19 protein-coding genes are annotated in these 22,047 nt (G+C 70.0%); 2 read left to right on the top strand and 17 right to left on the bottom strand.

Annotation, left to right across the window (positions count from 1 at the left end):
* Positions 1–27 precede the first annotated feature (27 nt).
* From AB0F29_RS10330 to aroA, 13 genes are all read right to left on the bottom strand, one after another.
* Positions 28–312: a hypothetical protein gene (locus tag AB0F29_RS10330; protein ID WP_361869677.1), complete on the bottom strand. Its 285-nt coding sequence runs from the start codon at positions 310–312 to the stop codon at positions 28–30.
* Positions 305–2,224, bottom strand: coding sequence for an ABC transporter ATP-binding protein (locus tag AB0F29_RS10325; protein WP_361869675.1), 1,920 nt, complete (start codon positions 2,222–2,224; stop codon positions 305–307). The genes AB0F29_RS10330 and AB0F29_RS10325 overlap by 8 nt, the downstream gene beginning before the upstream one ends.
* A complete protein-coding gene (locus AB0F29_RS10320) occupies positions 2,221–3,912 on the bottom strand; it encodes an ABC transporter ATP-binding protein (RefSeq protein WP_361869672.1) in 1,692 nt (563 codons plus the stop codon). The genes AB0F29_RS10325 and AB0F29_RS10320 overlap by 4 nt, the downstream gene beginning before the upstream one ends.
* 290 nt (positions 3,913–4,202) lie before the next feature.
* Entirely contained in the window at positions 4,203–5,450 is a 1,248-nt protein-coding gene (locus AB0F29_RS10315; protein ID WP_361869669.1) for an ATP-grasp domain-containing protein, read from the bottom strand.
* 11 nt (positions 5,451–5,461) lie between these two features.
* Positions 5,462–6,631, bottom strand: a complete 1,170-nt coding sequence (locus AB0F29_RS10310; protein ID WP_361869667.1) for an ATP-grasp domain-containing protein — start codon at positions 6,629–6,631, stop codon at positions 5,462–5,464.
* Positions 6,631–7,758: a GNAT family N-acetyltransferase gene (locus AB0F29_RS10305; protein WP_361869664.1), complete on the bottom strand. Its 1,128-nt coding sequence runs from the start codon at positions 7,756–7,758 to the stop codon at positions 6,631–6,633. Before AB0F29_RS10305 ends, AB0F29_RS10310 begins: the two co-directional genes overlap by 1 nt.
* A 10-nt stretch (positions 7,759–7,768) precedes the next feature.
* The gene (locus AB0F29_RS10300; RefSeq protein WP_361869661.1) at positions 7,769–9,046 is read right to left on the bottom strand and encodes an ATP-grasp domain-containing protein; all 1,278 of its coding nucleotides are present in this window, start codon (positions 9,044–9,046) and stop codon (positions 7,769–7,771) included.
* 56 nt (positions 9,047–9,102) lie between these two features.
* A complete protein-coding gene (locus AB0F29_RS10295) occupies positions 9,103–9,456 on the bottom strand; it encodes a carboxymuconolactone decarboxylase family protein (protein WP_073880930.1) in 354 nt (117 codons plus the stop codon).
* Positions 9,457–9,494: 38 nt separating this feature from the next.
* Positions 9,495–10,721 carry a M28 family metallopeptidase gene (locus tag AB0F29_RS10290; RefSeq protein ID WP_361869658.1) on the bottom strand — a complete coding sequence of 409 codons (1,227 nt, stop codon included), beginning with the start codon at positions 10,719–10,721 and terminating at the stop codon, positions 9,495–9,497.
* A 16-nt stretch (positions 10,722–10,737) separates the two neighbouring features.
* The gene (locus AB0F29_RS10285; RefSeq protein ID WP_361869655.1) at positions 10,738–10,998 is read right to left on the bottom strand and encodes a hypothetical protein; all 261 of its coding nucleotides are present in this window, start codon (positions 10,996–10,998) and stop codon (positions 10,738–10,740) included.
* 91 nt (positions 10,999–11,089) lie between these two features.
* Positions 11,090–11,806, bottom strand: coding sequence for a hypothetical protein (locus AB0F29_RS10280; RefSeq protein ID WP_361869653.1), 717 nt, complete (start codon positions 11,804–11,806; stop codon positions 11,090–11,092).
* 66 nt (positions 11,807–11,872) lie between these two features.
* Positions 11,873–13,390 (bottom strand): 2,3-bisphosphoglycerate-independent phosphoglycerate mutase, encoded by a 1,518-nt coding sequence (gene gpmI / locus AB0F29_RS10275; protein WP_361869650.1) that lies wholly within the window; start codon positions 13,388–13,390, stop codon positions 11,873–11,875.
* Positions 13,387–14,712: a 3-phosphoshikimate 1-carboxyvinyltransferase gene (gene aroA / locus AB0F29_RS10270; RefSeq protein WP_361869648.1), complete on the bottom strand. Its 1,326-nt coding sequence runs from the start codon at positions 14,710–14,712 to the stop codon at positions 13,387–13,389. The genes gpmI and aroA overlap by 4 nt, the downstream gene beginning before the upstream one ends.
* Before the next feature lie 213 nt (positions 14,713–14,925).
* Between aroA and AB0F29_RS10265 the strand changes: the two genes are divergently transcribed.
* Positions 14,926–16,008 carry a helix-turn-helix transcriptional regulator gene (locus tag AB0F29_RS10265; protein ID WP_361869645.1) on the top strand — a complete coding sequence of 361 codons (1,083 nt, stop codon included), beginning with the start codon at positions 14,926–14,928 and terminating at the stop codon, positions 16,006–16,008.
* A gap of 40 nt (positions 16,009–16,048) precedes the next feature.
* Here AB0F29_RS10265 and AB0F29_RS10260 read toward each other — a convergent pair whose 3' ends face one another.
* Both AB0F29_RS10260 and AB0F29_RS10255 read right to left on the bottom strand, forming a co-directional pair.
* Positions 16,049–16,330, bottom strand: a complete 282-nt coding sequence (locus AB0F29_RS10260) for a metalloregulator ArsR/SmtB family transcription factor (protein WP_361870382.1) — start codon at positions 16,328–16,330, stop codon at positions 16,049–16,051.
* Positions 16,331–16,506: 176 nt separating this feature from the next.
* Positions 16,507–19,020, bottom strand: coding sequence for a molybdopterin-dependent oxidoreductase (locus AB0F29_RS10255; protein WP_361869642.1), 2,514 nt, complete (start codon positions 19,018–19,020; stop codon positions 16,507–16,509).
* A gap of 208 nt (positions 19,021–19,228) precedes the next feature.
* Between AB0F29_RS10255 and AB0F29_RS10250 the strand changes: the two genes are divergently transcribed.
* Positions 19,229–19,540: a metalloregulator ArsR/SmtB family transcription factor gene (locus AB0F29_RS10250; RefSeq protein ID WP_361869639.1), complete on the top strand. Its 312-nt coding sequence runs from the start codon at positions 19,229–19,231 to the stop codon at positions 19,538–19,540.
* Positions 19,541–19,614: 74 nt separating this feature from the next.
* Here AB0F29_RS10250 and AB0F29_RS10245 read toward each other — a convergent pair whose 3' ends face one another.
* Positions 19,615–20,304, bottom strand: coding sequence for an ATP-binding cassette domain-containing protein (locus AB0F29_RS10245; protein ID WP_361869636.1), 690 nt, complete (start codon positions 20,302–20,304; stop codon positions 19,615–19,617).
* On the bottom strand, positions 20,292–22,031 hold the full coding sequence (gene pstC / locus AB0F29_RS10240; RefSeq protein ID WP_361869633.1) for a phosphate ABC transporter permease subunit PstC: 1,740 nt from the start codon (positions 22,029–22,031) through the stop codon (positions 20,292–20,294). The genes AB0F29_RS10245 and pstC overlap by 13 nt, the downstream gene beginning before the upstream one ends.
* Between the last annotated feature and the right edge of the window lie 16 nt (positions 22,032–22,047).

Raw genomic sequence — 22,047 nt, 5'->3', positions numbered from 1 at the left:
TCCTCGGGACGGTCGGTACGGTGGTGATCAGCCGCAGCAGGACGACTTCTTGGGGGCCGCGGCGCCCTCGGTCTCCGTCGCGGCGGCCGGCTTGGGGCCGCAGCAGGAGGACGTCTTCTTCGGCGGGGCGGCCGAGTCGGCGGCCGGCTTGGGGCCGCAGCACGATGAAGCCTTCTTCGGCTCTGCCGGGGCCGCCTCGGCAGCCGGCTTCGGCCCGCAGCACGATGAAGCCTTCTTGGGCTCCTCGGCGGTCGCGGTCGGGGTCTGCTGGGTGGCGTTCCAGAACATGTTGCCGAGGTTGGTGTCAGACATGGGCGTTGTCCTTTCCGGAGGTGTTCCTGGGGGTGCGGCCCTCCTGGGCGTCGCACAGTTCGGTGAGCCGCCCGCCCGCGGTGAACAGCTCGACGGGCAGGCCGGATTCGACGATCCGTCCGTCCTCGATGACGAAGACCTGGTCGAGGTCTTCCACCAGGGGGAGCCAGTGCGCGACGACGACTGCCGTGCGGCCCTCCAGGAGGCGGCGTATCGCCGAGAGGACCAGTCGCTGACGTGCCGGGTCGACGCTGGAGACCGCCTCGTCCAGAACGATGACGCGGGGGTCGGCGAGCATCGCCCGGGCCAGGGCGATCAGCTGCCGCTCACCGACGGACAGGCGGGAGCCCCGCTCGCCGACGCGGGTCTCGTAACCGTTGCGCAGGCCCATGATGGCCTCGTGCGCCCCGAGGGTCTTCGCGGCGTCGATCACCTGTTCCTCCGTGGCGCCGGGCCGCCCGAAGAGGATGTTCTCGGTGACGGTGCCGTCGAAGAGCTGTGCCTCCTGGGTGACGAGGAGCACCTGCGAGCGGACGGACGCGCTGCTCATGCCCGTCAGGTCGTGCCCGTCGATGCTGACCGTGCCGCCGGTCGGTGTGTACAGCCGGACCAGCAGCTGCATCAGCGTGCTCTTGCCGGCGCCGCTCGTACCGACGATGCCGATGTGCTGTCCGGGCTCCGCGCGCAGCGTGATGCCGTGGAGGACGTCGGGGCCGTCGCCGTAGGCGAAGGTGACGTCCTCGAAGGCGACAGCGCCTTCGACGGGCGGCAGGGTACCGGAGCCGCTCCGCTCCTCCTCCAGGTCGAGGACGTCCAGGATGCGGTGCGCCGAGGTGGCGATGTCGGACGACTGTCCGAGCTGGTGGGCGAGGTCACGTACGGGGTTGAGCATGCGCTTGACGAAGAGGGCGAAGGCGGCGAGCGTGCCGGCCGCCAGCGCCGTGCCGGACGCCATGCCCATGGACGCCATCATCGTGTCCGTGCCCATCAGCATCCAGGTCATGGGCATCATGCCGGCGGCCATGTCGAAGAAGAAGCCCGAGCCGAGCTGGTGCCCGTTGATGATCTGCAGGCCGCCGAAGAAGATCAGCAGGCCCAGGGCGAGGAAGACGCTGAACCCCAGGTGGGAGGTGAGCCAGAGGCGTTTGCGCGAGAGCCGGTTGTGAACCGTGCTGTACGCCTCGGACCGCGCGCGCAGGTCGGCGAGTACGGACTCCTCCTGGCCGAAGGAACGGATGTCGGCCAGGCCCTCGATGCGCTGGTCGAGGTAGCCCACCATCTGGTCCCAGCTCTCTCGCTGCTTCCGGGTGTCCGGACGCAGGCGCTTGGTCCACACCACCGCGATCCACACCATCAGGGGGATGGTGACCAGGGTGGGCAGCGCCACGAGGGGGCTGAGAGCGAGGAGGAAGACGGCGAACGCCAGGAACCAGATGACGCTGTTGGCCACTTCCATCAGGGACTTGGTGAGGAAGCCGCGGAACCGGTTCGCCTCGAAGAGCACGCGGGTGACCCATTCGCCACTGGCCTGGGAGACGTGCCGGGACAGCTGCACGTTGTGCAGGCGTACGACCAGGTCGTTGCGGATGGTGACGGACAGGCTCTCGTTGATCCGGATCATCGCCGAGTTGTAGATGATCCGGATGATGTTCTCCGCCACGGTCAGGACGACGAGGTTGATGGCGGTGGACCGTACGGCGCTCATGTCACCGATGACGATCTGTCCGATACCGGCCATCACCGTGTACATGACGGCGATCGTGGCGATGGAGTTCAGGATGGCCATCAGCGTGGCGACGCTGAGCCAGAACCAGTGGGGCCGCAGGTAGGGCAGGAATCTGCGGGTCGCCTTCAGCAGGGCCTGCCGGGCTTCCTTGCCCTCCAGAGGTACCTCGTGCGAGGTGACGGTCATGAAACCTTTCCTCCCTCTGGGGTGGCCGCCCCGGCGAGCGACGCCACGGCCTGGGCGGGGACTTCCGGGAGGGCCAGGCTGACGGTGCGGTCGACGTACCGCGTGACCGCGGGCTGCTGGGAGGCGATGATCAGAGTGCGGCCGTTGCGCACCTTGAGGATGGTCCGCAGCAGTGCGGCCTCGGTCTCCGCGTCCAGGTTCGCCGTCGGATTGTCGAGCAGCAGGATGTCGGGGTTGACCAGCAGCGCCCGGGCGAGGCCTATGCGCTGACGCTCCCCCGCCGACAGGTCCAGGGTGCTGGCGCCGAAGCGCCGTCCCAGCGGGATGTGCGAGAGGCCCGCAGCGGTGACCGCCTGCGCGACCTGCTCGTCCGTGGCCTCGGGCCGGACGAAGTGGACGTTCTCGGCGAGGGTGCCCTCGAAGACCCACTGCCGCTGCGGCAGACACACGATGTGCCGGCGCAGGCTTTCGGGAGCGTACGCGCGGGCGTCGACGCCGTCGTACGCGACGGTGCCGCCGTCCGGGTCGCGCAGCCGGGCCAGGACGTGGAGGAGCGTGGACTTGCCGCTTCCCGTCGGGCCGGTCAGGGCGATGACGGCGCCCGGCTCCACGTGGAGGTCGACGTTGTCCAGAACGCGGCGACCGGCGATGTCGACGTCGATGCCCTGGATGTCGACGGTGCCGATGGCCGGGACGTCGGTGCGGCCGTCGTGGCCGGCGATGACGGAGGGAGCGTCCATGACGCGCAGGAGGCGCTGAGCGGTGACGACGCTCCGGAAGGCCCCGTTGGTGTGCATGGCGAGCATGTGGATGCTCATCTGGAACATCATCACCAGGGCCACGACCGCGACGAGATCGCCGACCGTGCTGGTGCCCTTGAGTACTCCCTGCCCGCCGACCCACAAGGCGATCGGGGTGGGCAGACCGCCGATGACGTTGAGGATCGCCTCCCACCGGCTGTACGTGCGCTTCATCTGGCCGTCACGCGCCGCGTGCGCCTGGTTGACCTTGTCCAGGCGGCCCGAGGCGTCCGACTCGCGGCCGTAGGACTTGACGACGTTGATGTTGGCGAGGGATTCGCCGACCCCGCTCAGGAGCTTGGTGAACTGGCTCTTGAGCTCGGTGAACGCCTTCTGCAGGCGGAGCTGGACGGTGAAGTTCCCGATGATGACGAAGACCATCGGGATGACGGCCAGCAGCGTGGTGCGCGCGTCGATGACGATGGCCGTGACCAGCATGGTGAGCGTGACGAGCACCTGGTTGAGCAGCTCCAGCAGACCACCGTTGGTGAGACCGCGGACCGAGACGGCATCGGATATCAGGCGGGTGAGCGCGCGGCCGCCGGATGCTTCGGCGATGTCGGCGGGGCCGAGATGGATGAGCTTGCGGAAGAGATCCTCCCGCAGGTCGTTCACGGCCTTGCTGGCCACGGAGAACCTGATGCGCTTGCCGAAGTGCAGCAGGGCGGTGGTCGCCGCGCCGGCGAGCAGGACGCCCAGGGAGGTGTAGAGCAGGGTCTCTGTCGCTCCGCCGAGTACCCCGACGTCGATGGCGTACCGCGTCAGGAGTGGCACGGCGATGTTGCCGAGGAGACCGAGGAACATGACCACGGTGGCGATGGTCATCTCGCGGCGGTAGCGCAGCGGGTAGCTATAGATGAAGCGCAGCGCGCGTAGCGAGTCGTTCAACGTCGAGCCCCCTCTTGATAGTTGGTTCGTGCAGTCGGTCCGAGCGGGCCGCACCCGGAAGGATGCGACCCGCCGTCATGCCGCTGGACTAGTCGCAGCAGGCGCAGGCGCAGCCGCACTCGGTGCCGTCTTCCGCGACGTCCTCGTTGCCGCTGGTCTCACAGCAGCCGGACCCGATCATGTCGTCGGCCATGGCATCTCCCTTCTCATTTTCGCTGATTCGATACTTTCAAAAGTATCGAATCACGGAGCCTCGGGGGCGTCAAGTGGTCTGGCTCCGATGGGAGTTGTCAGCAGCAGCTGGTATGCGCCCGGTCCACGGAACCTTCGTTGACCTGCTCGTCCGCCAGCCGGACGGCCAGCTGTTCGGTGACCCGTGCGAGGTCCCGCTCCAACTGCTCGGGGCTCTCGCCCGCCAGCACGATACGGCCGAAGGCTCCGCCGCGCGGATGGCCGACCGGCAGCACCGACTCGCCCGGTGCGACGTCGAACTCGACGAAGGGCGGATGCGAGGACTCGAGTCCGCCGAACGAGCCGATGGCAGCGGCGTCGTAGTCGATGCGCCCCGCCTCCTCGAAGACGATGCTCCGGTACAGGCCGCAGGCGGCGTCGGCGGCCCGGGGCTCCCCGTGCTGCCCGAGAGCGGCTTCGGCAGCGACGAGACTCGGCTCCCAGCCGGTGGTGGATCTGATCATCTCGACGGCCTGGCCGCCGGGGACACGGGGGTTGATCTCGCCCGCCCGCCAGCCGTCGGCCGTGAGGGTGAACTGGAGCGCCGCGACCCAGTCGTCCAGGCCGACCGCGGTCAGAGCGAGGTCCGCCAGCCGGTCGAGCTCCCGCCTGTTCTCCTCGCCGAGTCCGGCGGGGAAGTGGCCGCCCACCTTGACGAAGGTCGGCGGCGGCCCCACCTCGCCCTCGACCACCCACAGGACCCGGGTCGCTCCGGCCGTACGGGCGGCGAAGACACCAAACTCCGGCCCCTGTACGTACTCCTCGACCAGAGCACTGTCCCGGCCGCCGGCAAGGATGCCGGCGATGGCCTGCTCGACCTCGGCGCGGGTGTCGCAGTACGCCAGCCCGGCCGCGCTGGACGCGTCGCGCGGCTTGACCACGACGGGCAGACCGAGCCCTTCGGCCGCCTCGCCGCCCTCCTGCGCTCCGCTCACGACCCGGGTGCGCGGCACCGGAACTCCGGCCCCTTCGAGGAGGCGGTGGGTGGCCACCTTGTCGATGCAGTTCCGGGCCGCCTGCTCGGTGATGCCGTGGTCGAGCTCGAGCTCCTCCCGCAACCGGCCGGCCAGCGGAACGAGACGCTCGACCCCGGTGACGACGGCGTGGATCGGCTGCTGGGCGTGGACCCCGGCCACCTGGCGCGAGACCGAGGCCCAGTCGCCGAAGTCGACCTCCAAGGGGTAGTCGGCGAGCATGACCTGTTCGAGCGTCATGTTCTCCTCGGCGAACACGACGTCGTAGTCGCTCTCTTCCTGGAGCTGCTGGACGGTACGCCGACCGCCGAGCACGAGAATGCGCGTGGACAAGGGTCCATCACCTACTGGATGTCTGGCTCGACGCGGAGTCGGAGCGAGTGGAAGAGGGAGTGGTACGTGGACTCCAGCTCCGCCGGATCGTCGCCGTACACCACGATGCGGCCGCAGCTGCCGCCTTCGGGGTCGTCGACACCGCGGACGCTGTCGCCGGGTTCGACGTCGAGCCAGACGCCCAGGGAATCGAGGCCCCGGACGTCGTAGTCGATCCGGCCCGGGCGGTCGAAGCCGACACATCGGTACAGCACGTGGCTCGCTGTGGGCGGCCTGCGTGTGACGGGCCGTCCCAGCGCGATCTCCGCGGCCGCGCGCGTCAGATCGATCCCACTGACCCGTTCGGTGGCGGCGCACAGCTGCCCGCCGGGCGGCCGGGCGGCGACGTCGACGAGGACGGGCCCGTCGTCCGTCAGCCTCACCTGGACGTGGGAAACACCGTGGTCGAAGTTGAGTGCGGCCAGGGCCCGGACGCAGAAGGCCTTCACTTCCGACTCCTGGACCGGGTCGAGACCGCTGGGGTGGTCGTAACCGGTCTCGGCCCGCCCCGGGCCCGGACCCGTGTGCTGGGCCAGCACACTCACGATCTCGGTGACCCCGTCGACGGTGAAACTCTGCACGGCGTACTCGGGCCCGTCGGTGAACTTCTCCACGAGGAGCGCGCCGGGACCGAGAAGCTCCGATGCCCGCTTCACCTCGCCCGGATCGCGGCAGAGCGATTGCCCCCTGCCGACCGACTTCCGCACCACGACAGGCAGCCCCAGCCTCCGGGCCGACGCCGGGGCATCGGCCGGATCGGCGACCGCCAGGGAGTCGGGCGTCCGTACGCCGCCGGCGGCCAGCATCATCCGAAGGCGCGCCTTGTCGTGGCAGGCCAGGGCGGCTGAGAGGTCGAGCCCCCGTACCCCGATCCGCGCGGCCAGGTAGGCGGCCAGCGGCACATGCGCGTCGTACACGCTGAACACCGCTTCGAGCGGCCGGCCGGCGTGGATGCGGCTCACCGCGCTCTCCACCACGGCCCAGTCGCCGAGGTCGATGTCGAGGGGCACGTCGACCCGGCAGGCCAGCTCCAGCGGCGTGGGATCGTCGAGCAGGACGGTGTGTACGTCGAGGGCATCGAGAACGTCCACGACGCGGCGCCCGGAGAGACAGGCCACACCGGGACGGATGTCGGCGCTCATCAGCAGCACCGCCTGGTCAGGTCGAGTTGCTCCTCCGGGCCCTGGCAACGCTGTTCCAGGCGCAGACAGGACGCGTGCAGAGCGGCCTGCTCATCGCGGTCGGCCGCCTTCAGCGCCAGGTGGAGCGGTACGGGGTAGGCCCCGAGTTTGCGTTTCTCCATCCCGTTGGAGCGGCCGAGGTCGACCGTGGCGACGTCCGTGGCGACGGCGCTCTCGACGATGCGGCCGGCCATCGCCCGGTAGGGGACGAAGGACGGCAGGCGCTCGGTGTCCAGACCGGCCAGCCACATCGACCAGACCGGGCCGAACTGCCAGCCGGCGAAGACGCCGACGGTGTGTCCGGCGCCGTCGACGGCCGTGATGGACCGCTCGAACGGCGCCAGCCAGGCCTGCATGGCCCGGAGGAACGCGGCGGGCAGGACGTCGGTGGGGGTGTCGCGGTCCCGGAGAAGGCAGTGGACCAGACGAATCGTCGTGTCCGGGTCGGCGGGCCGGTCGCGTACGGTGTGGTCGCGCGCCGCGCGCCGGCGTTCCCTGGCCAGCTTGCGGCGGCGGTGCCCCTCGGCGAAGGCCCAGTACTCCTCGACCGTCTCCGCGTCGGTGGCACAGCGGTAGGACGTGGTGATGTGGGCGGTGGCGAAACCTTGCCGCATGAGCCTTCCGCTGAGCCGGTCCGCCGACGCGTTGGCCACACCCCAGACCCGGGCTCCGGCGGAACGCGCCGCCTCCCCCAGAGCGTGCAGCAGCGCGTCCACCGCGCCGTCGTGTCCGGGCACGGCCAACGGGCCACCGTCCAGCGCGGCCAGGCTGTGTGCCAGGAGTATCGGTCCCGTCGGTGCGAAGTCACCCAGCTCGACGAGGTAGGAGAGGCGCGGGCAGGCGTGCACCAGGTAGGCGGGGCAGATCCCGACGAGTTCGTCGCCCTGGTAGGCGGCGATGTGCCGGGGCTCGAACTCTCCTGGCGGAGCCTCCTCGAAGGCGGCGAGCCACTGCCAGGTGTGGAAGACGCTTCCGGCCGCCAGGCCGACGACCCTGTTCCACGCGTCGGCGTTGACGTCGTGGACCGTGGACAGGATCTCGATCCGGTGCTGTCCGGTCATGTGGCCGACCGGGTCGGTGAGGGTCATCGGACGCACCTCAGCAGCACGACTTGAATTCACGGCTGTCCGACGGGGCGGGATCGAGGCCGTCGCCGAACACCACCTGAAGGTCCAGAGCCCGGCGGACATCCCGCTCCGCCCGGTCGAGTTCCTCGGCGCTCTCGCCGTACACCACGATGCGGCCGTAGACACCGCCCTGGGGATCCTCCTTGGGCCGTACGGTCTCGCCGGGTGCGATCTCCAGCTCGACGACGGGTCTGCCGGGGCCTTCCCCGTCCGGCACGAACTCGTCGTAGAGAACCGTCCCCGGCTCGTCGAAGACGATGCTCGTGTAGCGGGCGAAGGCCACGGCCGGACCGGGCGGGGCCTGCTCCAGGCCCAGCACCTGGCGGGTGACGGCCTCCACCATGTCGACGCCGCTGACGGCGGTGGTCATCTCCACCAGGCGTCCGCCGGGTCTGCGGGCGTTGACCTCGATGACGCGGAACCCGTCGGTGCCGAGCCGGACCTGCGTATGACTGATCCAGTCCCGCAGACCGAGCGCGTCGAGCGTGTCCTGGAGCAGCTGTGCCAGCTCCTCGTGGTGGGCCGCCGCGAGGCCGCACGGGTGTTCGTAACCCAGCTCCACGAAGACGGGAGGCGGGGTCGTACGCTGCCGGAAGACGCTGAGGAGCTGCGTGGTTCCGCCGCGGGTGAGGGTCTGCACGGCGAACTCGGGGCCGTCGACGTACTCCTCGACCAGCGCCCCCGGCAGGCCGTCGGGCAGGAAGCCGCCCAGCGCGCCGAAGGCCTCCCGCACCTCGGCTTCCCCGAAGCAGCACCGGACACCGAAGGCGCCGGCCCCGTCGCGGGGTTTGACCACCACGGGGTAGCCGATGCGCGAGGCCGCCCACACCGCCTCGTCCTCACTCGTGGCGAGCGCGAAGCGCGGTACGGGCAGGCCGGCCGCTTCGAGCACGGTGCGCGTGCGCCACTTGTCCCGGCAGTTGGCCGCGGCCTCCGCGTCCAGCCCCGGCGAGCCCGGGGACAGCAGGCTGCCGAGGTGCGCCATCAGCGGCAGACGTGGTTCGGTGTGCGTCAGTACCGCTGCGGGCCGCTCGTCCCCGAGCTCGTCGCGGATCGCGTCCGCCACCGCGCCCCAGTCGTCCAGGCCGATGTCCACGTGGGCGTCGACCCAGGGCATGCAGTGCCACGGAATCCGTTCGTCCAGGAGCACGACCCGGTATCCGAGCTCCCTGACGACGCCGAACTCTCGCTCGCTGCGGCCACCGAGCATCACGACGGTGCCGGTCACGGGGGTGGATGGTTCAGGCACTGCCGATGTCCTTCGTCGAGGGGGAGTGGGCTGGTGGGCGTGGCGGCCGGGACTGTTCAGCAGCAGGTGTTGGCCTTCTTCGCGGCGGCCGCGACCGCCTGTACGGCCGGGCGCTGGAGCTCGTCCAGCTTCATCGCTTCGACGATGCCGGCGATCTGGCCTATCTCCTCGTTCTTGAGGCCGAGCTTCTTGGCGGCGGCGAGGAAGGAGCGAACCGTTTCCTCACGGTCCTGCATCAGGGCCGCGCAGAGAGCGACGGCGGCACGCGTCCTGGGTTCCAGGGCGTCGTGGTCGAAGACGGCGCCGAAGAACTCCTGGTAGCTCTTGGAGAAGGCGGCGTGGTGCTCGCCGACGCTCGGGGCGAGCTGGATGAGCTGGGTCGAGACGGACTGCTGGGGCGTGGTCGCCATGGAGGGGCTCCTCAGGATGAAGGGGGACGACGGGTGGATCAGCCGTGGGCGGCGAGATGACGGATCGTGGCCAGCGTGAGCTGTCCCGCCTTGCGCAGGGCGTCGGGCTCGATCCGCTCCGGGCTGTCGAGGGGTGAGTGGTAGTGCGCCGCGCCGAGCCCGACGCCCGCGGAGGGGAAGCCCGAGGCGGCGTAACGCCGGTTGTCGGATGCGACGGGTGCGGCGTAGAGAGGGATGCCCAGGTGCCGGCCGGACGCGTCGAGCGCTGCGATGAGGTCATCGGGCGGCGGGTCGGCCGGCCCCAGTTCCACGGCCACCTTGCCGTTGAACTTGCCGGCCATGTCGATGTTGAGAACGTCGGGCCGCACCTTCGCCTCGCTCAGCTGCTGGGCGTGGTGTCCCGACCCCAGGGTGCCCATCTCCTCGGCGTCCAGGAGCGCGAAGATCAGGGGGCGGCTCAGCGGTTCGGCCCGGCTCAGAACGCGGGCCGTCTCGCAGAGTACGGCGGCACCGCTGGCGTTGTCCCCGGCACACGGGAAGTGCAGTTCGGGGTCGGATCCGACCCCGTCGTAGTGCGCCGACAGGAGGATCGGGCGGGCGTCCGGAGCGCGGCCCGGCAGTGTCGCGATGATGTTGGCTCCGACGGCGGCCACCCGCTCCAGCGGTACGTGGGCGGTGACGACGGTGTCGGTGACGGCGTCGAGCAGCTCCGGCAGGAGGGCCACGACCGGCAGTTGTACGGGCGGTGGGCCCTGGACCCGTTTGGTCAGGTATCCGGATGCGTCGGCGTGCTGGGCCACCAGAATGCCCACCACCCCGCGTGCCGTCAGTTCATCGGCGAGTCCGGCGAAGTCGGGCCCCTGGGACGGGCCTCGCACGATGGCCCACCTGCCGGGCCCGGGCTCCGCCGAGGCAACACCGGAGACCGGCGCCGGCATCGGGGCGGAACGGGGGTGCTCGGCGAATTCCGCGCGGTGGACGAGATCGCGGACGCCCTCGGGCCCGTCCGCACGGCAGTTGGGCGGCGCCGGGAGACGCAGCACCCCGCTGATGGCGAAGTGCTCCAGGACGGGCGAGAGACCGCTGCCGGTCAGCTCCGACACCAGGAATCGGGTGGCGCGGTCGTGTCCGGCACTGCCCGGTGCGCGCCCGGCCATGTCCGGGACGCACAGGGAGCGGAGCATGGCGAGCGCGCGCTCGGTGTCGAAGGAGTCCGCCGGCCCGCCTGCCGCGGTGGGCCCCTGGTCGTGTGCCGTCTCGGTCATGTGAAGGGTGTCTTCCTCAGCCTGCCGCCGCGGGGTCACCACAGCAGCTTCGGGGGGTCTGGGCGGCGGGTTCGCCGCAGCAGCTGCTGCGTTCGGCCTTCGGCTCGCTCACGGGCTCACCGCAGCAACCGCCGCCCTGGCCGCCGGGAACCGCGCCCGTGGCATCGGCGGGCTCGCCGCAGCAGCCACCGGTGGTGGCCGCCGCGGCCACGAGCGGTTCCGTGATGAAGCCACCGACGGGCTTCTGCTCAGATGCGCCGGACGGATCACTGCTCATGTCCGCTGCTCTCCGATCATTGATTCGATGGACACTTACTTAAACAAGTATCGAATCAGTGTGATCGTCGTGTCAATGGCAACGGTCGGGTTCACTCCCCCACAGCCACCGGACCGCGTTCCCGCACCACGGCGCGCACACTGACGGCCGCCAGAAAGGCCCTGATGAGCGGATGGATGTCGGTCGGCGTGGAGGACAGTTCGGGCTGGAACAGGCTGCCGATGAAGAAGGGGTGACCGGGCAGTTCCACCGCCCTCGGCGCCTTCTCCGCGTCCCAGCCGCTGATCCGGAGCCGACCGGACCGCAGCTCGTTCTCGTAGGCCGGATTGAGACCGTACTTGCAGTGATAGGTCTCCACCGCGGACTCGCGCCCCGGATAGACGGAGGCGAGTCGGCTGTCGGCGGCGAAGTGGAGCGGTGCGGTCTCCCCTACGAGGGAGCAGGCCAGCGGGACGATGAGCGGGGTCGTGGCATCCGCGTCGTACTGGACGTCCTCCGCGTCCCTGATCCCCAGGACGTTACGGCTGTACTCGATGAGCGCGTGCTGGAAGCCACCGCAGGTTCCCAGGTAGGGAATGCCTGCCGTACGGGCCGTACGGATGGCCAGCAGGGCGCCGGCCTGGCTCACGTAGGGGGAGCCGGGTATCACCCAGACCCCGTCGTAGTCGGCGACGGCGTCGGTCACCGCCGCGCTGGGAAGCCAGTCGACCTCCACCCCGAAGTGCGGAACCAGTTCGTCGAACTTGGCGTGAGCGGGTACACGATCGCTGCGGTCACCGACGAGGGCGAGTCTCGGCCGGGAAGTCATCAACGTGCCTCCTTTGGTGGCGGAACAAGCATGTTCTGGTGCTTTCTCCGCGCTACGGACGTACCGTCACCACAGCGCGCGGCCGGTCATGGCGGGCGCCGGGCCGACCCCGAGGAGCGACAGCACGCTGGGAGCGATGTCCGCGAGCGTGGCGGCCCCTTGCGGGCGGCCCACCCGCTGCCCCTCCGCCGGGACGAGCACGACGGGTACGGGATTGGTGGTGTGACCGCCGTAGGGGCGGCGGACTCCGTCGGATTCGGTGAGCATCTTCTCCGCGTTGCCGTGGTCACCGACCAGGAGAATCCAGCGTCCGGTCTCGCTCGCGACCCGGCACAGGACGTCCACGGCGCGGTCGGTGTGCTCGGCGGCCCGGACGGTGGCCGCGTAGTCCCCCGTGTGGCCGACCACGTCGATGTTGGCCAGGTTGGCGACCACCAGCGGCACATCATCGCGCCGGGCGGCCGAACCGACGGCCTCGGTGACCTGACCGATACTCATCTCCGGCCTGGCCCGGTAGTCCGGCCGCGTGGCATCGGAGATCCTCAGATGTTCCTCCACCGGCGCCACGGCGGCCTCCCGGCCGTTGAGGTAGTACGTCACGTGCTCGAACTTCTCGGCTTCCGCGATCCGCACCGACCGCAGACCCATCTCCGCGAGCCGGGCGGCCAGCCCTCCCCCGGCGTCGGCCCGGTGGACCAACGCGGGTATGGCCGCGTCCGTGTCGTACTGAGCCAGGCTGAGGAAGGTCACGCCCCGGGCCGCCAGATCGCGGTGGAGGTGATCGGCGAGCTGCTGGATGCGGTCGCTGCGGAAGTTGGTGAACAGGACGACGTCACCGTCCCGGACCGGGCCGGCCGGTGCACCGTCACCGCCGGTGACGACGCTGGGCTCCACCCACTCCTCGCCGCGTCCGGTGGTCGCCAGAGCCTCCTTCGGCTCACCGATGAGGTGGCCCGTGCCGTCGGCGATGGCGCGGGCCGCCCGTTCGGTCAGCGAGAGGTCGCCGCTCTTGTCCAGGGCGTACCCGCGGCCCGTGACCGTGGCGATCGACCCGATGCCCGCTTCCGCGGCGTATCCCTCGACCGTTTCGAGATAGCTGGCGGCGGTGCCGTCCGCCACGTCCCGACCGTCGGTGATCGCGTGGATCCTGACCTCGGGAACCGCGAACAGGGCTGCGATGTGCAGCAGTTCGCGCAGATGGTGGACGTTGGCATGGATCATGCCGTCGGATGTCAGACCGATCAGGTGGAGCGAGCCACCGGTGCGCGCGGCGCCCCTCAGCACGGCGCTCAGGGTCTCGTCCGATCGCAGAGCGCCGCTGCTGATCCGCTCCTCGACCAGGACGCTGTCGTAGGAGACGGGCCGTCCCGCCCCGATGACGATGTGTCCGATCTCGGAGTTGCCGACCGTGCCGGGCAACAGGCCGACGGCACTGCCCGACGCCTCCGCGAGACCGGCGAAAGGGGTGCCGAGCAGCCGGTCCAGACAGGGCGTGTCGGCCGCCGTGAGAGCGTTGGCCTCGCCCGGTCCCGCGTGCCCCCATCCGTCGAGGACCAGCAGAATGCCCGGTCGCGCCGCGCTCACAGGGTGCTGGAGGTCGGGCCGGCGAGGGTGTCCAGCTTCTGCCAGAAGGCCGGGAAGGACTTCGCGACGCATCCCGGGTCCTTGATCACCACCCCCGGCGTACGCAGTCCCGCGATGGCGAAGCACATGGCGATGCGGTGGTCGTCGTAGGTGTCGATGACGGCTCCACGGGGTGTACCGCCGGTGATGGTCAGCGCGTCGGGGTGCTCCTCGACCGTGATGCCCATCTTGCGCAGTTCGGTGGCGACGGCGGCGATCCGGTCACATTCCTTGATCCGCAGGCTGGCGATGTTGCTGATGTGCGTGGTGCCTTCGGCGAAGGCCGCGACGACGGCGAGTGTCGGGACCACGTCCGGCATCGTCTCCATGTCGATGTCGATGCCGCGCAGTTCGCCGCCGGTCAGAGTGATGGAGTCGTCGGCGATGTCCGCCGTACATCCCATCCGGGTCAGAGCGGCGACCAGGCCGACGTCCCCCTGATGCGATCCCTTGCCGATGCCGGGAATGGTGACGGTGCCGCCGAGGACGGCGGCGGCCGCGAGGAAGTAGGACATGCCGGAGGCATCGGGTTCCACCTGGACCGTGCCGCCGCGCAGCTTCTGGCCCGCGGCGACGGCGAACCGGGTGTAGCCGTCCCGCTCGACGACGACGCCCATCTCGGCGAGGGCCGCGATCGTCATCTCGACGTACGGCTTGGACACCAGTTCGTCGATGACGTGGACCTCGGTGTCCTGCTCGGCGCGCGTGGCGTTGATCAGCAGGCTGGAGGTGAACTGGGAGCTGACCGCCCCGCTGATACGCGTCGAGCCACCGCGGAAACTCGGACCGGTGACCCGGACGGGCGGGCTGCCGTTGCCCTTCACGGCCTCGGCCGTCACTCCGAGGCCCGGCAGCGCTTCGAGCAGGGAGCCCATCGGCCGCTCCTGCATGCGCGGGGTCCCGGTGAGGACGGTGGTGCCCTCGGCGTGTCCGGCCATGGCGATGAGGATACGGATCGGGGTGCCGGCCGCGCCGACGTACACGTCCTCCTCCGGGGCGCGCATGGCGCGGCCGGTCGGTGTGACGGTGATGCGCTCGGCTGCCGCGTCGACCTCCACCTCGACATGACCGAACCGGGTCAGCGCATCGGCGAGATACCGGGTGTCGTCACAGACGAGAGCACCCTCGATGACGGTCGGCTCGCCCGAGAGCGCCGCGAGGGCGAGGTAGCGGTTGGAGTAGCTCTTGGAGCCGAGGACCTGAACGGTTTTCCGGAAGGCGGCCAGGGGCCTGATCGTGACGCTCTCGGCCTTCAGTCGCGGATCGGTCTCGACAGAACTCAACGCGTCTCCCCATGGTTGTTGGCGTCGAACGCCAGTGGCAATCGGGAAGATCCTGAGGGGTCGCGCCCTGGTGAAGAAAGCTCCCGGTGAGGCAGCAAGCTGCCCGGCAACTACCTGTCTCGCCCCGCGCCATCGGCCCATTTTGATCGCCCAACTGCCTCCCGGCCGTGCTAACTTCAAGACATTCGAAGCACCAGCACATCTGGGGGGCGGATGTCGCAGCCGCTGGGACTCGACGACCTGACACACGCGGTCTACCGCTTCGCACTCGGGCGGCCCGGCTGCTCGCCGGAAGACCTGTTCAGCGGGCTCGGCGCATCCCGGGACGACATCCGACGCAGCGTCGACCGGCTTCTGGAACTCTCCCTGCTCCGCCCCCTCGCCGGAACGCTCGTCCCGGCGAAGCCCTCTCTCGCCCTGCGAACCCTGCTCCAGCAGCGGCAGGCCGAGATCATGAGCAAGCAGCAGGAGTTCGCCGACATCAAGGACGCCGTCGACCAGCTCGCCGAGGAGTACGAGGTCGCTCAGCCGTCGACGTCGCACTCCGGCTGGGAGCGCCTGGAATCGCAGGCCGCGGTACTGGCCCGGATGGAGCGGCTCGCCGGCCGGGCGACGGTCGGGTGCATGTCCCTGTTACCCGCGGAGACCCTCGGGGAGGAGGCTCTGCTCGCGCGGCACCCCCTCGACCAGCACATGCTGGAGCGCGGTCTCTCCGTCTGGAACATCCATCTGGAGAGCGTCTACAACGACCGTGCGGCCCTCGGCTACGCCCGTTGGCTGGCGCGCGACGGCGGACGCGTGGGGACGGTTCCGACGCTGCCGATGTGGCTCGTCGTCTACGACCGCACCACCGCTCTGGTGCCCATAGATCCCAGGAATCCGGCGGCGGGAGCCGTCCAGGTCAGCGGGGCGGGGTTCCTGGCGGGCCTGGTGGCGCTCTTCGAGCGCCTCTGCGAGACCATGAGGCCACTGGACTCCCTGTGCGGGGGGGACGCGCAGGACCAGCCCACCCCCATGGAGAAGGAGATCCTCCGCCTGATGAGCCAGGGACTGACCGACGACGCCGTACGGAAGAAGCTCGGAGTCGGTCTGCGCACCGCCCGCCGCATGATCGCGGACCTGATGGAGCGCCTGGACGCCCGCAGCAGGTTCGAGGCCGGAGCCAACGCCGTCGATCGCGGCTGGCTCCGCCCGTGCGCCTGCGCCGGCGACCGCCCTCTGCCGTCCCGGGAGACTCAGCCGTCCGGGTCAGCCACCGGAACCGCGGGGTCGTTGCGCATCGTCTCGCGCGTCTGAGGGCGGCGCCCGGTCGGTGCGAGAAAGGGGCTCCGCGGACTCAGACCGCGCAGGCCTCGTGCACCGTGTCCACGGCGAGGAGTCCGGAGAGAATGCCGAGCTTGTCGCGCCGGGCCCGGTAGTAGACCCAGGTGCCGCGGCGCTCGGAAGTGACCAGACCCGCCTCGCGCAGGATCTTCAGGTGGTACGAGATCGTCGGGGCGGAGAGATCGAAGGGGCCCGTGAGGTCGCAGACGCAGACCTCGTCACCGGCGGCCGACGCGATCATCGAGAACAGACGGAGCCTGATCGAGTCACCCAGCGCCTTGAACATCTTGGCCATGTCCGAGGCCCGCTCAGCCTCCAGTGGCGCGGCGGTGACGGGCGGGCAGCAGGGCGCTGACGTAACTACTTGCAGGCTTGACACAGCCCCAGTTTTACAGCGGTCTAATCATTGCGCAACCAGCCGGCAGCACGGCGGGCCCCCGCCCGGGGGCCGACGCCGGGCGGCCGAAGGGCTCAGGAAGGGGTCTTCGTGACCCGGCAGGCGAAACACTTGTATGCCTGCTGTCCGGAGAGGTTGTCGTAGTACCGGTCGTCGACGAGGGCGTTCACGGCCTCGTACCGGGTGCCCCCGAGGTCTTCGGCGAGATGCTGGGCAGGGCCGAAGGTGTTCGGGATGAACACGGTGTCCTTGCGGATACCCGGCCAGTACAGAGCCGTGGCGGTGACCTTGCCGCGCGGGCTCTCCACGACGACCTCGTCGCGGTCGGCGATACCCAGCCGTCGGGCGGTGTCGGGGTGGATCTGCAGGAAGCGGATCCCGTTGAGCCGGGCGCCGGTGGGTGTCCAGTGGGTGACCGTGGCGAAGTGGGCCACGCCGGGCCGGCCGGTCATCCCCATCAGCGGGTATCCGCGGTGCACGTCCCCGTTGCCCTTCACGCCCAGCTTGACGGGGTGGGTGAGGGCCTGCGGGTTGACCGGGCTGGTGACGAAACGCTTCTCGTACGCGAGCGTCGGGTGCGCGCCCGTCACTTCGGGATGGGTGTAGAAGTCGGGGAGGGCCCGGTGTCCGGCGACGGCGAGCCCTTGGTCGAGCGCGCTGGTGTAGATCTCGATCTTGCCGCTGGGGGTGAGGAATCTCTGCCCCGGGGCGCCGCCGAGCGATGCCGCGGCCTCGTACCAGGACGGGTGGTCCTGGTAGAGAGCGCTGACGCCGGGATGGCGCGGTGTGGGGCAGGGCCAGCGCAAGGGCTCGGTCCGCTCGCGCATGCGCGCTTCCGTCATCCCGCCCGCCCCCGGGGTGTGCCGCACGAACTCGGCCCACAGGACGGAGTAGTCCTTCCAGGCAGGCGGGAACGCGTCGGCCCAGTAGGCGGAGCCCTTTCGCCTGTCGTTGCGGCCCAGCGCATGGGCCAGATCGATCCAGATCTCCCAGTCCGGCCTGGATTCGCCGCAGCGGGGCACGGCGGCCTGCTGCCAGCGGATCGCCCGGTCGTCCCGCCGCATGTAGACCCCGTCGTACTCGAGCGGGGAGCTCACCGGCAGTACAACGTCCGCGTAGTAGGCGGCCTCTTCCATGAACAGACCCGTGTAGACGTAGAAGTCCAGCCGGCGGTAGGCCTCCTTCACCCTCTCCGTGTTGGCCGAGGAGACCAGCGGATTCCCTTGCGTGATGAGGGCTTTGAGGCGGTAGGGCCGGCCTGTGAGTATGGCCTCGGCGAAGTAGTCGGGGCCGACGGGGAGGGCTTGGCCGGGATCCGGGGTCGCTACGGTGAGAGCAGGCAGGTGGAGGTCTCCGGGCCAGGTGTTGTGCATGAAGTTGCAGCCGGCGCCGAGCTTGCCGATGTTGCCGGTGACGGCTGCCAGGAAGGTGAGTACGCGGTACGTGTCGAAGGCGCCCAGCTGGTGGGAGATACCCGCGTTGCAGAAGAGCGCCGCGGACCTGGCGCTCGCGTAGTCGCGGGCGGTGCGGCGGACGGTCGCCGCCGGGACACCCGTGACGCCGGCGGCCCACTCCGGGGTGTAGGGGGAGGCCGCCATGTGGGCCTTGAGTTCGGCGAAGCCGACGACCCAGCGCTCGACGAACGCGCGGTCGTGCAGGTTCCTGTCGAGGATGTGGTGGAGCATCCCCAGAGCCAGGGCCAGATCGGTGTGGGGCTTGGGCGCGATCCAGTCGTCGGCCACGGCGGCGGTCGGGGTCCGGCGCGGGTCGACCACCACCAGCCGGGCGCCCGTGCGGGCGCGACCGCGCAGCAGGTAGTCGAAGGTGACCGGGTGGGTCTCGGCCTGGTTGGTGCCGAGGAAGAGGTAGTAGTCGGCCGAGCCCAGGTCGTCCTTGCCGGTGGCGCCGTCCGTGCCGTACCCGTTGGTGAAGTTGCCGAGGCCGAAGGTCGCCTTGAGAGCGTTTCCGCCCGCGTCGTTGCACACGGGCCCGACATCGGTGTTGTTCGGGCTGCCCAGCAGGGTGAACAGCCTGGCCACCAGGGAGCCGGTGCCCCGCGGCAACCGGCCGGTGGTCCGGTTCGCGATGGAGGCGGCCTCGCCCTTGTCCCGCAGGACGAGCAACTGCCGGGCGATGACGTCGAGCGCCTCGTTCCAGGTGGCTTTCCGGAAGGTGGAGTCCTTCGAGCCCTTGCGGCCGCCGGTACGGATCAGTGGGTGGGTGAGGCGCAGAGGGTTGTGCGCGAGCTCCGCCATCATCGGCGCCTTCACACAGATGTTGCCGTTCTGCACGGGGTCGTCGGCGCCACTTCGTACGCCGATGACGCGGTCGGCCCGTACATCGACGGACAGGGAGCAGTTCGAGTTGCAGAACTGGCAGGCACTGGTCACCGTCCTGTCGGGCTCCATCGCTGCCGAGCCCTCGGTGAAGTCGGGCGACTGCGTCCCTTCGGCCGTGGCGACGGGTGCGCCGGGGGTGGGCCGGCCCGTCGCGTCGGCGGACGGTGCACCCACTACCAAGGCCGCACTCGTGAGCGCGACCCCCTGGACCAACTGCCGCCTGCTGACTGGGGTGTTGCTTCTGGCCACGTCCGACTCCCCCTGAGATGTGTGAGGCGTGGTGAGCCTAGGGGCGAGGAACAGCGACTGTCTAGATATTCATCTAATCAACTGGATACTCCTGGGATCTGTCCCTGACTGTGCGGACCTCGGACTTCGATCAGGCCACCGTGCGGAAATCGTTCGAGATCCCGTGAACCGGTGGACCCGGCGGCAATCGACATGAGAACATCAGCACATGGTGACATCAGTTGACAGTGACACTTTACGAGCGCTGGCTGACCCCTTGCGCTGGCGTATCGTCACCCTGCTTGCCCGGGAGTCCCTGTGCACGAGTCACCTGGTGGAGGAGACCGGGGCTCGGCAGACGAACTTGTCCAATCACTTGAAGGTGCTGCGTGAGGCGGGTGTGGTCGAGACCCAGCCGTGCGGCAGATGGACGTACTACCGCCTGAAGCCGGAGACGCTGTCCGGTCTGGCTGCCGAACTGGCCCAGTTGTCGGTACTGGCCGAGGAGACCGCCGACTCCGGCCGTACGCGCCCCTGCTGAGCCGAGAGCGCCGTGCGGCTGCCGACAGGACGCTGGACAGCCGCACGGGCAGGGCTCGGTGCACCCCGGACGGGTCAGGAGGGCACGGCGACGAGACTCTCCGCACCGGGCAGTTCGAGCCGGACCGTACGGTCGCAGAGCCGGTCGACCTGTGCGGGATCATGCGACACGAGGAGCACGGTACGGCGCCCGCGCAGCGCGGCCACCGACTCCTCCACCGTGTCCCTGCTCCGTTCGTCCAGGGCACTGGTGGGCTCGTCGAGGAGCAGTGCGGTCGGCTCCAGGGCGAGCGCTCGCGCGAGGCAGAGGCGCTGGCGCTGTCCGGCGGACAGCGTCTGAGCGGGAGCGTCCAGCCGGTCGCGGACCTCCTTCCACAGACCCGCCTCCTTCAGCGCCTGCTCCGCGCGGTCGCCCAGGACCTGGCGGGGGGCACGCATGACATGGCGCAGCCCGAACAGCGCGTTGTCCAGGATGCTGCCACCGAACACGACAGGCGTCTGGGGAACCAGGACCACCTTGGCCCTGAGGTCCGCGTCTCCCTTGCGCGAGACGACGGGGCGCCCGGCCACTTCGATCCGGCCCTCTCTGGCGAGCCCGGCCGGAAGGAGGTCGACCAGAGCACGCAGCACCGTGGATTTGCCGGCGCCCGACGGTCCGCACAGGCCGGTGGTCGAGCCGTGTTCCACCTCGAAGGAGACCGGCCCGACCAGAGTCTTGTTCCGATCCCGCACCCGGAGTTCCCGCACGGTGATTACGTGGTCCATCGTTCTCCTTCGAAACGGTTGCGCAACGCGACCGCCAGGCTCAGCACTACGGCGGTGATGAGCACCAGAACCATGGCGCTCCCCCATGCCTGTGCGACGGCCTGGGGGTCGCCGGAGTCCTGGGACAGGGTGAAGATGTGCGTGGGCAGGGCCTGTACCGGCGATTCCACGATGCCGCCGGGCAGCGCGGGCGCACCGAAGAAGACGGTGGCGGTGAAGAGCAGCGGCGCTGTCTCCCCCGCCGCGCGCGCCAGCCCCAGCAGCAGTCCGGTCAGCGTGGCGGGCCAGGTGTACGGGACGACGACGGACCGGATGTACTGGGCACGCGTCAGCCCGAGGGACAGCGCGCTCTCCGTCATCTCGGGCGACAGACTCCTGACACGCGCGCAGGTCGGTAACGCGACCATGGGTACGACGACCGGAACCAGGACAAAGGCTCCGGCGAGCCAGGATCTCCCCCAGCCCATCGCACTGCAGAAGATCACGAACCCGGCCAGGCCCAGAAGGATGGTCGGTGTCCCTCCCACGACGACCGTCAGCGTCTGGAGCACCCGCGCCGTGCGGGCGGTGGCGTGCACGCCCAGCAGGACCCCGGCGCCGAACCCGAGGGGCAGCGCGATGAGTCCGCAGGTGACGACCAGCAGCAGCGTGCCCAGGATCTGGTCACTGACGCCCCCGCCGGCCGCGCCGGTGGCGGAGGTGAACCAGAACGAAAGGCTGAAGGCCGCGCTGCCGCGTGTCGCCAGCACGGCGAACATGCCCAGGAGCAGGAGCACGGGAAGCGCGAGCGCGCTCAACCGCAGGGCGGCGACGAACCGGTCCACCTGGACACGGCTCCGGCCGGCCGACCGCCGGCCGCGGAACCGTGCGACCCTCACGGGCCGGGACGCCCCCCGGTTACCCCACACCGTCGCCATGGCCACCAGGGCGAGGAGGATGAGCCCGAGACCGCACAGTGAGGCGAAGTAGGTGCCGGAGGTGCCCGCCAGAACGGGCTCCGGTCCTGCCAGCTTCGTCGTCAGTGTCTGGCCGGGGCGTACCAGCGAGTTCAGCAGTTGGTCGAGCGTGCCGGGAAGCCGTCCGTCGGCCCTTCCCACCACCAGGAAGACGGCGATCGCCTCACCGAGTGCCCGCGCGAGGCCGAGCAGTACGGCCGCCCGCATACCGGCCCGCGCCTTGGGCAGAACCGCCGAGCGGATGACTTCGCGGCGGGTCAGCCCCAGTGAGAAGGCTGCCTCACGGTCGCGGTCGGGGACCGCGGCCAGGGAGTCCACGCTCACCGCCACGATCGTAGGCATGATCATGACAGCCAGAACCATGCCCGCGGCGAGCAGGCTGTCCCCGCCCGGCACATCGGCGACGCCCCCGACGAATGGCCGGATGAGCAGAATACCGATCAGCCCGTACACGATCGAGGGAACGGCGGCCAGCAGCTCCACACTCATCCGCAGAGCGTGAGCCGCACGTCGGGGCAGGTACTCCGAGAGCGCGACAGCCGCTCCCCAGCCGACGGGCACCGCCAGGACGAGCGCGATGACACACACGACGGCCGAGCCGTAGATCATCGCCAGTCCGCCGAAGACCGAACCGCTGGGATTCCACGACGATTCGGTGAGCAGCGCCGCCCAGTCGACGTCACCTCCCGCGACACCTTCACCGAGGTAGCCGAGGAGCGCCAGCAGGACGGCGACGACGGAGAACGCTCCGGTGAAGAGCCATCCCCACACCCAGGCCGATCGCCGA

Origin of the sequence: Streptomyces sp. NPDC026589 (assembly GCF_040638385.1) — a bacterium.
Classification (GTDB): domain Bacteria; phylum Actinomycetota; class Actinomycetes; order Streptomycetales; family Streptomycetaceae; genus Streptomyces.
Note: the sequence above shows the minus strand (reverse complement) of the source record. Positions and strands in the feature narration are given on the sequence as shown.

Bases quoted from the DNA above. Each gene is read 5' to 3' on its own strand.
- AB0F29_RS10295 (WP_073880930.1), bottom strand. From the start codon at position 9,456: ATGGCGACCACGCCCCAGCAGTCCGTCTCGACCCAGCTCATCCAGCTC.
- AB0F29_RS10260 (WP_361870382.1), bottom strand. From the start codon at position 16,330: ATGGCCAAGATGTTCAAGGCGCTGGGTGACTCGATCAGGCTCCGTCTG.
- AB0F29_RS10265 (WP_361869645.1), top strand. From the start codon at position 14,926: ATGTCGCAGCCGCTGGGACTCGACGACCTGACACACGCGGTCTACCGC.
- AB0F29_RS10310 (WP_361869667.1), bottom strand. From the start codon at position 6,631: ATGAGCGCCGACATCCGTCCCGGTGTGGCCTGTCTCTCCGGGCGCCGC.
- AB0F29_RS10245 (WP_361869636.1), bottom strand. From the start codon at position 20,304: ATGGACCACGTAATCACCGTGCGGGAACTCCGGGTGCGGGATCGGAAC.
- AB0F29_RS10290 (WP_361869658.1), bottom strand. From the start codon at position 10,721: ATGACCGAGACGGCACACGACCAGGGGCCCACCGCGGCAGGCGGGCCG.
- AB0F29_RS10285 (WP_361869655.1), bottom strand. From the start codon at position 10,998: ATGAGCAGTGATCCGTCCGGCGCATCTGAGCAGAAGCCCGTCGGTGGC.
- AB0F29_RS10250 (WP_361869639.1), top strand. From the start codon at position 19,229: ATGGTGACATCAGTTGACAGTGACACTTTACGAGCGCTGGCTGACCCC.
- AB0F29_RS10330 (WP_361869677.1), bottom strand. From the start codon at position 312: ATGTCTGACACCAACCTCGGCAACATGTTCTGGAACGCCACCCAGCAG.
- AB0F29_RS10280 (WP_361869653.1), bottom strand. From the start codon at position 11,806: ATGACTTCCCGGCCGAGACTCGCCCTCGTCGGTGACCGCAGCGATCGT.
- AB0F29_RS10305 (WP_361869664.1), bottom strand. From the start codon at position 7,758: ATGACCCTCACCGACCCGGTCGGCCACATGACCGGACAGCACCGGATC.
- AB0F29_RS10325 (WP_361869675.1), bottom strand. From the start codon at position 2,224: ATGACCGTCACCTCGCACGAGGTACCTCTGGAGGGCAAGGAAGCCCGG.